Origin of the sequence: Hoeflea sp. 108 (genome assembly GCF_000372965.1) — a bacterium.
Classification (GTDB): Bacteria; Pseudomonadota; Alphaproteobacteria; order Rhizobiales; family Rhizobiaceae; genus Aminobacter.
Window position 1 is genome coordinate 3,655,781 of record NZ_KB890024.1, and the last position, 12,780, is coordinate 3,668,560.

Sequence of the window (12,780 nt, forward strand, 5' to 3'; positions counted from 1 at the left end):
TTCTGGTAGAAGATACGCCATGCGTATCCTCGACCTGAACACTTTCCTCGTGCTGGCGCGCAACCGCCACTTCGGGCGCACAGCCCAGGAGCTGAACACGACGCAGCCGGCCATTTCAACCAGGCTGGCTGCGCTCGAAGCCGAGTTCGGCTGCCGGCTGGTGCATCGTGGCGACCGCGAATTCCGGCTGACGCCGGAGGGCGAACGCGCCCTCGAAGTGTTCCAGGGCGTCATCGAGAACCTTCAGGACCTTCGCGGCGAGCTCAAGCAGGGCTACCGCGCCGCCACCACCACCATCCGCATCGGCGTCATCGACTCGGTCGCCTCGACCTGGATGCCGCAGCTGGTGGAGACGCTGCGCGAGGAAGCACCCAACCTCCGCATCGAGCTGACCGTCGAGGCCACGTCCGACCTCGTCCATCATATGGAACGCGGCAAGTTCGACCTGATCTTTTGCCTCGACCCCGCCATCGGCGACGGCTTCCGCAGCTTCATCGCCTGCGTCTGGCAGATGACCTGGGCCGGCTCGCCCAAGCTGGTGCAGCAAGGCCAGACCTACAGCGTCGACGAGCTGGCGCGCATGCCGATCGTGACCTTTCCCAAGGACACCCCGCCCTACCGCCAGATCGCGCCCTACTTCCAGGACGAGCGCGTGCTGGCCTCGAAGATGACCAGTTCGAACTCGCTGTTCGCCATCATCAACCTTTTGATCGACGGCTTCGGCGTGGCCGCACTTCCCACCGTCACCATCGAACGCGAGCTCAAGCTGGGGCTGCTGCACCAGATGGACGTGGCGAAATGGTTCCCGCCCATGCCGATCGTCGCCACCTACCAGTCGTCCACCCACCAGAAGATCATTCAGCTGGTTGCCGAATATGCCCGCCAGAGCGCCAGCGCCTTCTGTGCCCGCTCGCGCCCCGGCACCGCCTGGACCGTTGATACGTCACCCGCCGTCAGCGCGGCTGCCCAGGGCTAGACGTAAGACAGCCACCGGTGGGCTCAGGCCTGTCGTGACTTAGTCGACGCCCAATGCGCGCCCGAGGGCGGATTTCCAGCTGGCTGCGAAGGCGGCGGAGATGCGCGCCTGCGGAACCATGCTGTCAAAGCCGTGGTATGCACCCGGCGCCACCGACATTTCGACCGGCACGCCGGCCTCCATCAGTCGCGCCGCGAAACCGATCGATTCCTGCGCGAACAGATCGAGCGTGCCCACCCCGATCCAGGTGGACGGAAGGCCACCGAAACTGGTTGCGCGTGCCGGCACGGCCTCCGCGGGCGCGTCGTCCATGACCGGCTTGCGGCCAAGCGCAGATGTCCAGCCGAAGAGGTTAGACTGCCAGTTCCAGATGAAAGTACCGACATGGGCGGGCGGCGTGCGCAGAGCGGTGCGGTCGTCGAGCATCGGGTAGCGCAACAGCTGGAAGCGGATCGGGAGTTCTTTCCGGTCGCGTGCCCGGAGCGAGACGGCTGCCGCCAGCCCCGCGCCCGCGCTTTCACCCATCACGGCGATGCGTTGCGGATCGATACCAAGCTCCTCCGCCGATCCATGCAGCCATGCGAGCGCCGCATAGGCGTCGTTCAGGCCGGCCGGAAACGGATATTCGGGCGCGAGGCGATAGTCGACCGACACCACGACGGCGCCGAGTTCGGCCGACAGGTGCTGCAGTTCCTGTATCGCGACCTCCGGCTTGCCGACGACCAGACCACCGCCATGGATATGCAGGATCGCGGGCTTGGCGGAACGCTCCGGGGCAGGATCGAGGACGACGATCCGCAGCTTCGAATTGCCCTCGCCGCCGGCAATGAACCGGTCCTCGGGCTGGATGGCCGGCAGCGGCAAGGCCGGAGGGAACTGGGTGCCGCGCACCGCCTGCAGATTGTCCATGCCGAGATGAAGCGGCGGGATCCGGTCGAGGATCGGGCGAAGCTCGGGATCGACGAGACCAAGCGGGTCGGTGATCGTCGGCGCTGGTTGTCCGGGCGCCGGTGCGGCGGTCTCGGCGCTGGCATCGGCGGCGAACATGAGGGCGGACAAAGACATGGCGGCGAGTTCCCTGCGGTTGAGGCGCATGATGGTTTTCCTGGAAGTTTGTGAGGGTTTGTCGATGTCTAGGCCCCTGCCCGCCCGGACTTGCCTGGGAGCAGGAAGAAGCCAGCGGCAGCGCCTGCAAGCAGGATAGCGGCAGCGGCGGTGAAAGCACTGGAATGAACGTCGAGCGGAGCGGACGAGCCCACTGCCGCAATGACAAGGGTCGAAGCGAGGACCGACGCACCGCCCATCTGCAACGAGGTGTTGACCAGCCCCGAGATCATACCTGCCTCGCCCTTTCTGGCCGACGAGGTTGCGGCTTCCGTCAGGCAGACAAAGGAAAGCGCCGAGCCGAAGCCGCCGATGGCGAAGGCCACGGATGACGCAGCGATGAAGGGCTCGGGCGCCGCCGGCAACCAGGACAGGATGAGGGCCGAGACACCCATCAAGACAAAGCCGAGCGCCACGATGATGCGCGGGGCAAGGCGCCCCATGGCGGCGGGAGCAAAACGCGCCCCGGCGATCGAGGCAAGCGCCATTGGCAGGAACAGCAGCCCGGTTTCGAGCGGTTGCAGACCGCGCACCTGCTGGAAGTACAGGGACCCGAAAAACAGCATGACCAGCGGGCCGGCGGAGTGGACGAAAATCAGCGCGTTGCCGGCCGCGACAGGACGGAGACGGAGCACGCCGAGGTCGAGCAGCGGAGCGGCGCTGCGACGCTCGATGGCGACGAAGGCACCGAGCAGCACCATGGAAGCAGCCAGGATAGCCAAGGTCATGGGGGTCGGCGCCGCCATCTCGGCAATGCCAAGAGTAAGGGCAGCGAAGCCAAGGGTTGCCGTGGCCGCACCGGCCCAGTCCAAGCCAGCTGCGGACGCCGCTTCGGTTTCGGACTGCCCCTTCGTCCTGCTCGTGGCCCAGGCCATGGCGAGGCCGAGCGGTACATTGACGAGCAGCACCGACGACCAGCCGAAATAATTGGTGAGAAGGCCGCCGAGCAAGGTGCCGGACGCAACACCGACAGTCGCCGACGAGGCGAACAGCCCGAGCGCGCGCAACCGTGACGGGCCGGCGGGGAAGTGCAAGGTGAGCAGAGCCAGCGAATTGGCCGCCAGCATGGCGGAGCCGACACCCTGCAGGCCCCTTGCGGCGATCAGCATCGCCATCGACTGGCTGAAGGCGCCGATGAGCGAAGACAGCGCGAAGACCAGCGCGCCGGCGGTGAAGACGCGGCGGTGGCCGATGCGGTCGCCCGCCCTGCCCGCCAGGAGCAGCAGCCCGCCAAAGGTGAGCGCATAGGCGTTGAAGACCCATTGCAGGTCGCGTTCGTTGGCGCCGAGGGCTTGCGCCAGCGCCGGGCCGGCAACCATCAGGACGACGGCGTCGATGACCACCAGGAATTGGGCGCCGCAGATGATTGCCAGCATCAGCCGCGCGGATTGTGCCGGCGTGCCGGCTTCGGGTGAGGAGTGTGAAAACATCTGGTTCATGGGGAGAAGATAGATTATCCCGACAGATGCGATAATTTGGTCAAACTGGAATTAGTATCTACAATGGTAGATAATGGAAAAGCGCTGGGGCCGACCGTTGAACGCCTTCCGCCGGTCGAGGCCGTCGTCATCTTCACCCGCGTTGCCGAGACGGGCAGCTTCACCGCAGCGGCTCGCGCCATGGGTGTTCCGCTGGCGACCGTCAGCAAACGGGTGGCCGAGCTGGAGGAGCATCTCGGCGTCAGGCTGATCGCGCGGACGACACGGCGCTCGTCGCTGACCGAGCCGGGCAAGCGCTTCCTCATTCATGGCCGGCTGATCGTCGACGCTCTGCAGCGGGCAACCGACGAGGCAGCCCATGCGGTGGCCGAGCCTTCCGGGCGGCTCAGGCTGACCATGTCGTCGGTGCTGGTCGAGGCCGGCCTCGGCAGGATCGTGGCGCGCTTCGTCGCCGCCAACCCGAAGCTGCGCTGCGAGATCGACGTTTCCGATCGTTACGTCGATCTCGTCGCCGAAGGGTACGACCTTGCCGTGCGCGTCGGAAAGCTCAAGGATTCCTCGCTGATCCGCCGCAAGATCGGCAGCACGGAGGCATCGATGTTTGCCGCCCCGTCCCTGATCGCTGCGCATGGCATGCCGTCACGCCCAGGCGAACTCGCCGGCTGTCCGCTGATCGGCGAGCAGATCGCCCCGAGCGAAAGCCAGACCTGGGCACTTCATCACGACGCCCACAAGCCGGTGAAAATCGAGTTCAAGCCGCGCATGTCGGCCAACAGCGTGCGTGCCATCGCAGAGGCCATCGAAGCCGGGCTCGGCATTGGCCGGTTGCCGACTTTCGTCGGCCGCAGGATGGTCGCAGAGGGAACCGCCATCCACGTGTTGCCCGGCTGGGCCGGCCCCAGCCTGGATATTTCGCTTGTCCATGCTGCCAACCGCGGCATGCTGCCGGGCGTGCGTCTTCTGATCGACACCTTCACGCGCGAAACCGGAGCGCTTCTTTAGGTACCGCACGACCAGTCCGTACGGCACTAAAGCTTGATCAGCCGCGTCTCAGCGCAGCCGTTCGGCGTGCCATTTGAGGTGGTCGTCCATGAAGGTCGAGATGAAGTTGTAGGAATGGTCATAGCCGTCCTGCATGCGCAGGGAGAGGCCGATGCCGGCCTTGCCGCACGCCTCCTCGAGCAGCCAAGGGCGCAGGCCGTCGTTGAGGAAACCGTCGGCGGAACCCTGGTCGACCAGGAACTCCGGGAAGCGCTTGCCGTCCTCGATCAGCAGCGTCGTATCATAGGCGCGCCATGCGGCCTCGTCCGGGCCGAGATATTTCTCCAACGCCGGCTTCGACCAGCCGGCCGTCGATGGCTGGGCAATCGGTGCAAAGGCCGAGCAGCTCTTGAAGCGCTCGGGGTTCTTGAGTGCGATGGTCAAAGCGCCATGCCCGCCCATCGAATGACCAAAGATCGCCTGGCGCGACATGTCGGCGGGGAAGTTCGCGGCGATCAGCGCAGGCAGTTCCTCCGTGACATAGGAGTACATGCGGTAGTTCGCGGCGAACGGCGCCTGCGTGGCATCGACATAGAAGCCGGCGCCCGAACCGAACTGCCAGTTGTCCTTCTCGTCGGCCACGCCTTCGCCGCGCGGGCTGGTGTCGGGGCAGACGATCATCAGGCCGAGTTCGGCCGCCAGGCGCCGGTACTCGCCCTTGTCCATGACGTTGGCATGGGTGCAGGTGAGGCCCGACAGGTACCACAGCACCGGCACCGGACCGTCCTTGGCCTGCGGCGGCACGAACACGGCAAAGGTCATGTCACAGGCGCAGGCCTCGGAGGCATGCGAATAGACACCCTGAATGCCGCCATGCGACTTCGACGTGGAAACGGTCTTCATCTGATCTGCCTTCTCGTCCTGCAAACTCGGATCCGGCATAGCCGCAGACGGATGAGGCCGCAACTCAAAGAGAGACATCGGATGTCGCCTGATGCCGGATGCCGGCCATCACGCTGCTGTGAAGCCCCGGCCGCTTCCCGCCGGGAATAAACCCGGCCGCACCGCGGTCCTTCATGCATGCGCCATGATGGCGCGGAGGAGACCGACATGACCTCCCATCGCGATGACACCGACGGCGACGGCATCACCCGCCGCCATGCACTGGAATGCATGCTCTGGGCCGGCACCGGCGTGCTCTGGACCGTCTCGGGCGGCGTGCCCGTCTCGCTCAACCTGCTCGGCGAAGCCGAGGCCGCTTCAGCGCTTTCAGGCGGCTTCACCTTCCTGCAGATTTCCGACAGCCACATAGGCTTCGACAAGGCCGCCAACCCGCATGCGATCGACACGCTGAAAGAGGCGATCGGCAAGATCCATGCCCTGCCTGTCAAGCCTTCTTTCCTGATCCACACCGGCGACATCACCCACCTGTCCAAGGCCGAGCAATTCGATACCGCCCGCGAGATCATCGGCGGCGCCGGCTTCGACGTGCACTATGTGCCGGGCGAGCACGACGTCATCGACGAGAACAACGGCCGCGCCTATCTCGACCGCTACGGCAAGAACACCAAGGGCGCAGGCTGGTTTTCCTTCGACCAGAACGGCATCCATTTCGTCGGCCTGGTCAATGTCGTCAATCTCAAGGCCGGTGGCCTGGGCAATCTTGGTGCCGAACAGCTCGCCTGGCTTGCCGACGACCTCAAACCGGTCAGCGCCTCCACCCCGATCGTCGTCTTCGCCCATATCCCGCTGTGGACGATCTATCCCGAATGGGGCTGGGGCACCGACGACTCGACCCAGGCGCTGGCGCTGCTCAAGCGTTTCGGCTCGGTCACCGTGCTCAACGGGCACATCCATCAGATCATGCAGAAGGTCGAAGGCAATGTGACCTTCCACACGGCGCGCTCGACGGCCTTCCCCCAGCCCGCGCCCGGAACAGCCCCTGCCCCCGGACCGATGACGGTTCCGGCCGGACAGCTGCGCAGCCTGCTCGGCATCACCGATGTCGCAGTCAAGCAAGGCAAGACCGAGCTTGCCATCATCGACACCACCCTGGCCGGGGCATGAACGGCGATGCCGCCCTCTGGAGAAAATGCCATGCCGTCCAACAGGCTTTCACTGCTGGCGATCTTCGTCGCCCTGGGCGCGGCAGCGATGCCCATGCCGCTGCGCGCCGCAGACCCGGTTCGCGTCAAGATCGAGAACTTCGCCTTCACGCCTCAGGACCTGGCGATCAAGGCGGGAACGACGGTCGTCTTCGAGAATGACGACGACATTCCGCATCTGGTCGTGGCCGCGGACGGGTCGTTCCGCTCCAAGGCGCTTGACACCGGCGACACCTATGCCTTCACATTCGCGAGTTCTGGTGACTTTCCCTACTTCTGCGGCATCCACCCGCATATGCAGGGCAAGATCACCGTCAGCCCATGAAGGCGGTCGGCAGGCCCAAATGAGCGCGCCGGCCGGCGAGGTCGTGCCGAACACAGACACACCGGCCGGACGCTTTGGCGAAGTGGTGCTGCCGCATCTCGGCGACGCGCTGGCGCTGGCCCGCTGGCTTACCGGCAGTTCTGACGACGCCGAGGACGTCGTCCAGGACGCGTGCCTCAAGGCCTATGCCGGCATCTCGACCTATGCCGGCGGCAGCGCCCGCGCCTGGCTGCTCGCCATCGTGCGCAACTGCTCCTACAGCTGGTTGGCGAGGAACCACCCGCCCAGCCTTGTCATGGCTGGCGACCTGTCCGATCTCGACGGCCTTGCCGGCAATGACGGGCAGGATGACACGACCCCGGAAGCAGCGCTGATTGCAAAATCCGATGCGGCAGCGCTTGCGGGCGCGATCTCCGGCCTGCCGCATCCGTTCCGCGAGGTGGTGGTGCTGCGCGACATCAACGGCCTGAGCTACCGCGAGATCGCCACCATGCTGTGCCTGCCGATTGGCACGGTGATGTCGCGCCTTTCCAGGGCGCGCGCCCTGCTGATCGCCGAACTCGGGGACCTCAAATGACCACGCCGGGCACCATATCCACCGATCCCCCCGACATCAGGCTTCTGCTGCATGCGCTGGCCGATGGCGAACTTGATGCGGCAACGGCACTCGCCCTCGAACGACAGATGGCCAGCGACCCTGCCCTCGCGGCTGAACACGCACGTATCGTCGCGCTGAAAACGGCATTTCAGGCCCTGCCGCCGCAACAGCCGAGCCCGCAGCTGCTGGCAAGGATCGAAGAACTGCATCACGCAGGGACGCCCTTGGCAGCGCCTGCGCGGCGTAGCGATCAGTCCTTCGACTGGCGGGCGCTCGCCGCCTCGATCCTGGTCACGGCCTTCCTGGCGAGCAGCGCAACCTACTGGGCGACCCAGGGTCCGGCACTCCAGGGCTTCGCGTCCGAGATCGCCGGCAGCCACAGGCGCAGCCTTCTTGCGGCAAGCGCAGTCGATGTCGCATCCTCAGACCGTCACACGGTCAAGCCCTGGCTCGATGCGCGGATCGGCGTGTCCCCGCCCGCGGTCGACCTGTCGGCGGTTGGATATGCGCTGGTTGGCGGTCGTGTCGAAGTGATCGATGGCAAGCCGGTGCCGGCGCTGGTCTACCAGTTGCGCAAGCACCTGATCACCTTGATCGCGATACCGCAGGACCAGCCAGCGCCGCAGGCCGGCGCGCCCGACCTATCCGCCGGTGGCTTCCCGATTGTGCGGTGGAGCGACGGCACATTTTCCTACTGGGCTGTTTCGGACATCGGACGCGACGAGCTGCAGCAATTCGCCGACCGTTTCCGCGCGGCAGCGACGTCTGCTGCGCCACCGAAATAGTAGGGTGCAGCGGCCGCCAGGCCGCCGCACCCGCGGTACCCAGACCTTAAGCTACCGCATATCCGTCGCGGCAGAGGCCGTTGAGTTCGGCCAGCGACATCGCATCGAGATCGAGCGCTGCAAGCAGGTCGTTCTCGGCGTTGAAATCGCGGCCATACATGGCCGAGAAAATCCTGACTCCGGATTCGTGCAGCTCGGCCGGCTGGCCGGCGAGACGGCCGATCTTGGCGGTCATCACCAGGCCGAACGGTACGTCCTCGGTGACGTAGCGGCTGTCGGCCGTGGTCGGTCCCTGCCCGCCATTGCCGGCCTCATGCATCTCCTGGTTCATCTGCGAGATCGAGCTCATCGGCACGTGGAACGACAGATGGAAGTGCTGGAAGATGTTGCGCACTTCGAGGCCGAGCTTGGTGGCGATCGCAATGCGCTCCTCGTCGAGCTGCTCGAGCAGGCGGCCGACGTTCGGCGTCACGTTCTGGCCCTGGCTCCAGGTCTCGGCACGCTCCATGCGCGTCATGTTGCCGAGCGCGATGCCCATGTGGTTCTGCGGGTTGAGGTTGGACAGGGCGATGGCCATCAGGCTGCCGCGATCGACGAAACGGTCTCCGAACAGCGCCTGGCAGATGGCGAGGCCGTCGGCGCTGCGCGAGGCCGGCACCGTCGACAGGTCGATCTTCTTGCGCACCGTGTTGACGTTGACCGAGGTCGGGCTGAGCTGGCGACCGGAAACAACTGTTGTGCCCCAGCCGACGATGGGCGCGACCACGCCACGCGCGGCGAGCAGGCGCGACAGATAGAGCGCGCCGAACGAAGCGTGCGAGCTGATGACGATGGTCTGGTCGGGGCGGATGTACGGCGCGATTGCATCGAGCACCGCCTTGTGGCCATAGGCCGGCAGCGCGATCACGATGACCTCGGCGCCGGCAACCAGCGCCTCGGCGCTTTCAGCGGCGGCGGGGTGGAACGTGCCTTCGACCGCGCCCTGTGCGACCAGGGCTTCGCCCCTGGCCAATGCCTTGGTGCGCTCGCCCGACGGCGACCACAGAGTCGCCTTGTGGCCCTGCTGTTCGAGAAACGCCGCCGTTCCGAAGGCGATCGAGCCCGCACCGACAATACCTACCCGCATTTCAAACAATCCTTTCTGGTCAAAAACATTTCCCGGAAGCGCAACGGCACCCGCACGTTCATTTCTGGCGCGACAGGGCTCGCGTCGCGCTGCTGCCGACATCGGCTGATGCCACGACCAGGAATGCCCTGGCAGCGGTCGGCCCGACGCTGGTCAGCGAGTGCGGCACGTCGGCGGCGTAGCGCGCCGTCTCGCCCGAGCGCACCATCATCTCCGAGGTGGCGCTGCGCACCACGATCTCGCCTTCGGTGCAGTGCAGATGCTCGACCGTGCCAGTTCCGTGCGGCTCGCTGGTGAGCCTGCCATGCGGCTCGAAATCGAGCAGGTACCATTCGATCAGCGGCACCATTCCGGCCGGCGACAGGATCTGCAGCGTGCAGCTGCCGTCGACACTCCTGATGGTCGGCGTCAAATTCTCCGGCTGCAGATCGATGCGGTCGCCACGCTCTTCCGAGGCGCCGCTCATCAGGCTGTTGAGATCGACATCCAACGCCCGCGTCAGGTGCCACAGCGTGCCATAGGTTGGATTGGCACTGCCGCGCTCGATCTCCGAAAGCACCGAGCGCGACACACCCGACATCATCGACAGATCGGCGAGCGTAAGCTTGCGCTCCTTGCGGAACGCCTGCAGGCGCGGCCCGATTTCGGGTGGACTGGCTATGTTCATCTGCTCCCCCTTCCTCCTCCGTGCCCAGCGGCAGCGCCTATTCCGCGATCGGTTCTCCGAGCGTGTGCATCAGCCGGTTGGCCCAGCCGAACAACGCCGTCGACAAGATGAGGTCGAGGATCTCGTCTCTGGCGAGGCCCGCATCGACAAGTGCCTGCATGTCGTCCTCGTTGGCGTCCTGCGGACACTTGGACAGCTTGACCGAGAAATCGAGGATGGCCTTGAGCCGCGGCTCGATCTCGGCATCGACGCCATCGGCAAAGATCGCGTCGATGACCGTCTCGTCCTTGGTCAGCTGGTTGTAGCGGCCGGCATGCACGGCAGCGCAATAGATGCAGCGGTTGACGATCGAGGCGCCGACCGCGCCGATCTCGCGCTCGGCCCGCGACAGGCCGCCCTTGTTGTACATGACGCCGTTGAACAGCGGCGTTCGGTGCTTCAGCGTCTCCACATCATGCGCCAGCACCAGCACATAGTCCGATACCTTGGTATTGGACGGCGTGATCTTCAGCGCATCGAGCTGCTCGGGGCTCGCCTCGGTAAGGTCGAGCGGCTTCACATAGGGCTTCCAGGCCGGGATATCGGTGGTGAATTCGTGAACGATCCTGCTCATGCCAGCCCCCGCATCAACCGCAGCCCGGCGGCAACCCTGATCTGATAGCTGACGAAAGCGACAAGCTCCGCCAGCCGGACAATGTCGGGCTCGGCGATGCCAGCCTCGCGCAGGAGTTCGATGTCGCGCCGCGTCGCATCCTTGGGCGCATGCGCCACGAGATCGACATGGCGGATCAGCGCCTTGAGCCTTGCGTCGCTGCCACCGTCGAACCAGATGTCGGCAATGCGGGCCGTGGCATCCGACGCGCCGGCCTCGTCCATCAGCGCCTCGAAATGCGCCTCGAACGCAGTTTCGTTGTTGATTTTGGCGATGCGGCAGGCGAGCGCGGCGCGCTCGGCATGGGACAGCCCGCCTGGCGTTTCCGGCATCAGCGCGCCGTCGTGGGTCTGCTGGGTCAGCGCCATGATGTCGGCCCGGCCCGCCACCACCTGCGCCAGCGTGCTGCCCGGCTCGATGCCGACGATCTCGGCGATCACGTCTTTCGTTTCGGCCATGCCTTCCTCCTATGCCTGCTTGCGGGCAGCGACCCGCTCGTCGTCCGGCAGCGACGACGGCGTCCATTCGTCGCCGCGCAGTTCCGGCGTGTCGTAGTCGAGCAGCCGCTGCCAATGCTGGCCGAAATTCTCGTGGTAGAGCCTGGCGGCGATCTCGCGGGCGAGCAGGGCCGCACCTTCGCTGATGCCGGGGATGTCACCGCTCATCTTGCCGAGGCTGGCGGCAGCGCCTGCATTGAAACTGTGGATGTTGGACAGCCACGGCGCGGTACCAGGCTCGCGCTCGGTGAAGGTGAAGTCGTCGGCGAGATAGGGGAACTTGCCGAGGTCGCCATTCTCATCGCCGACAGGCGGGGTGTAGCGGTCCTGCCAGAGCGCGATCTTGTCGGCGTAGCCGTCGAGTTCCTTGCGTGCCAGCGGATCGACCGTGAAGCCGGTGCCGAGGATGAGAAAATCGGTCCGCACCGTCTTGCCCGAAGGCGTAGTGATGACGATTTCTTCGCCGTCGAGCTCGACCTTCTCGACTGCCGCATCGAAATGGAAATAGGCGTTCGGATGGCGGCTGACGCGCATGGTCGAGCCGCGCGGCGCCGGCGTCTGGGTGCGCAGCGAATAGTTCATGATCTGCCAGCGCCTGGCATCGTCGAGCTTCGGGAACACCGCCGTGAAGCCGAACGAACCGATGCCCATCAGCTTATTGACGGTGGGCATCTGCTTGCGGCGGATCAGGTGGCGCACTTCGGCAGCACCCGCCTCGAGTGCTTCGGCTGCGTTGTCGACGGCAGACGCACCGACGCCGACGACAGCGACACGCTTGCCGCGCAGGGTGGCAAAGTCGATGGCGTCGGACGAATGCGCCCAGCATCTGCGCGGCAGGCCGGCGACGAAGCCGGGAATGCTGGGATGGCCCATGCCGTCGCGCCCCGTGGCCATCACCACCTTGCGCGCAAGAACCGACTTTTCGCGCGCGCCCTCGCCCTTCAGCGTCAGGCGCATCAGCTCGCCCTCGGGCACGATCTTGTCGACCTCGACGCCGTTCTCGACCGGCAGCTCCAGCACCTTCCGGTACCAGCGGAGATAGTCCATCCACATCGGCCGCGGGATCTTGTCGAGCTCGGCCCAGGCCTCGTTGCCGAACTGGGCAATGTACCAGGAGCGGAAGGTCAGCGACGCCATGCCATAGGCCGGGCCGACCAACTGCTTGGGCGAACGCAGCGTCTCCATGCGCGCATAGGTCAGCCACGGCCCTTCGAAACCCTCGCGACTGCGGTCGAAGATGCGGATGTTGCGCATGCCGCCGGCGAGCAGCGCGAAGCTGGCCACCATTCCGCACATTCCTCCGCCGATGACGACGACGTCGTGGACCGTCTCATCGGCCTTGGTCGGCGCCACCCAGTTGGCGGGCGGATAGCACATGCAGGCGAGATCGTCGCGCACCCGCTGTTCCAGCTCTGCCAGATTGGCAGCTGCGGCCTTGAGCGGCGCCTGTACGTCGTAAGTCATGGTCACCGCTCCCTCGAGGTCATCGTTTGGCATTGTCCCGTGATGGCCGCACCTGATCAGT

The 12,780-nt window shown here is 65.7% G+C and carries 14 protein-coding genes; 6 read left to right on the plus strand and 8 right to left on the minus strand.

The window, feature by feature from the left end; translation table 11 throughout:
- Positions 1-19 precede the first annotated feature (19 nt).
- Positions 20-976 carry a LysR family transcriptional regulator gene (locus tag B015_RS31180; RefSeq protein ID WP_018429155.1) on the plus strand — a complete coding sequence of 319 codons (957 nt, stop codon included), beginning with the start codon at positions 20-22 and terminating at the stop codon, positions 974-976.
- 39 nt (positions 977-1,015) lie between these two features.
- Here B015_RS31180 and B015_RS0118160 read toward each other — a convergent pair whose 3' ends face one another.
- Together B015_RS0118160 and B015_RS31185 are read right to left on the minus strand one after the other, a co-directional pair.
- On the minus strand, positions 1,016-2,071 hold the full coding sequence (locus B015_RS0118160; protein ID WP_018429156.1) for an alpha/beta hydrolase: 1,056 nt from the start codon (positions 2,069-2,071) through the stop codon (positions 1,016-1,018).
- A 38-nt stretch (positions 2,072-2,109) separates the two neighbouring features.
- The gene (locus tag B015_RS31185) at positions 2,110-3,510 is read right to left on the minus strand and encodes an MFS transporter (protein WP_157632782.1); all 1,401 of its coding nucleotides are present in this window, start codon (positions 3,508-3,510) and stop codon (positions 2,110-2,112) included.
- A gap of 72 nt (positions 3,511-3,582) precedes the next feature.
- On the opposite strand from B015_RS31185, the gene B015_RS0118170 reads away from it, so the two are divergent.
- Positions 3,583-4,521: a LysR family transcriptional regulator gene (locus B015_RS0118170; protein WP_018429158.1), complete on the plus strand. Its 939-nt coding sequence runs from the start codon at positions 3,583-3,585 to the stop codon at positions 4,519-4,521.
- Positions 4,522-4,569: 48 nt separating this feature from the next.
- Here the strand turns inward: B015_RS0118170 and fghA are convergent, their stop codons facing one another.
- Positions 4,570-5,403: an S-formylglutathione hydrolase gene (gene fghA / locus B015_RS0118175; RefSeq protein ID WP_026227438.1), complete on the minus strand. Its 834-nt coding sequence runs from the start codon at positions 5,401-5,403 to the stop codon at positions 4,570-4,572.
- Between the two features lie 207 nt (positions 5,404-5,610).
- Here fghA and B015_RS0118180 point away from each other — a divergent pair, with 207 nt between their 5' ends.
- Genes B015_RS0118180 through B015_RS0118195 form a run of 4 tightly spaced genes read left to right on the plus strand, consistent with a single transcriptional unit; the run spans position 5,611 to position 8,313 of the window.
- On the plus strand, positions 5,611-6,567 hold the full coding sequence (locus tag B015_RS0118180; RefSeq protein WP_026227439.1) for a metallophosphoesterase: 957 nt from the start codon (positions 5,611-5,613) through the stop codon (positions 6,565-6,567).
- Positions 6,568-6,597: 30 nt separating this feature from the next.
- Positions 6,598-6,930, plus strand: coding sequence for a cupredoxin family copper-binding protein (locus B015_RS0118185; protein ID WP_018429161.1), 333 nt, complete (start codon positions 6,598-6,600; stop codon positions 6,928-6,930).
- Between the two features lie 19 nt (positions 6,931-6,949).
- Positions 6,950-7,507: a sigma-70 family RNA polymerase sigma factor gene (locus B015_RS0118190; protein WP_018429162.1), complete on the plus strand. Its 558-nt coding sequence runs from the start codon at positions 6,950-6,952 to the stop codon at positions 7,505-7,507.
- Positions 7,504-8,313, plus strand: a complete 810-nt coding sequence (locus B015_RS0118195) for an anti-sigma factor (protein WP_018429163.1) — start codon at positions 7,504-7,506, stop codon at positions 8,311-8,313. Before B015_RS0118190 ends, B015_RS0118195 begins: the two co-directional genes overlap by 4 nt.
- 46 nt (positions 8,314-8,359) lie before the next feature.
- Here B015_RS0118195 and B015_RS0118200 read toward each other — a convergent pair whose 3' ends face one another.
- The 5 genes from B015_RS0118200 to B015_RS0118220 are packed head-to-tail and all read right to left on the minus strand — an operon-like array spanning position 8,360 to position 12,719.
- Positions 8,360-9,439, minus strand: coding sequence for an NAD/NADP-dependent octopine/nopaline dehydrogenase family protein (locus tag B015_RS0118200; RefSeq protein WP_018429164.1), 1,080 nt, complete (start codon positions 9,437-9,439; stop codon positions 8,360-8,362).
- Between the two features lie 58 nt (positions 9,440-9,497).
- Positions 9,498-10,106 (minus strand): XRE family transcriptional regulator, encoded by a 609-nt coding sequence (locus tag B015_RS31190; RefSeq protein WP_018429165.1) that lies wholly within the window; start codon positions 10,104-10,106, stop codon positions 9,498-9,500.
- A 37-nt stretch (positions 10,107-10,143) separates the two neighbouring features.
- Positions 10,144-10,719, minus strand: coding sequence for a peroxidase-related enzyme (locus tag B015_RS0118210; RefSeq protein WP_018429166.1), 576 nt, complete (start codon positions 10,717-10,719; stop codon positions 10,144-10,146).
- A complete protein-coding gene (locus B015_RS0118215) occupies positions 10,716-11,216 on the minus strand; it encodes a hypothetical protein (protein ID WP_018429167.1) in 501 nt (166 codons plus the stop codon). The genes B015_RS0118210 and B015_RS0118215 overlap by 4 nt, the downstream gene beginning before the upstream one ends.
- A gap of 9 nt (positions 11,217-11,225) precedes the next feature.
- Positions 11,226-12,719, minus strand: coding sequence for an NAD(P)/FAD-dependent oxidoreductase (locus tag B015_RS0118220; RefSeq protein WP_040456911.1), 1,494 nt, complete (start codon positions 12,717-12,719; stop codon positions 11,226-11,228).
- Positions 12,720-12,780 lie beyond the last annotated feature (61 nt).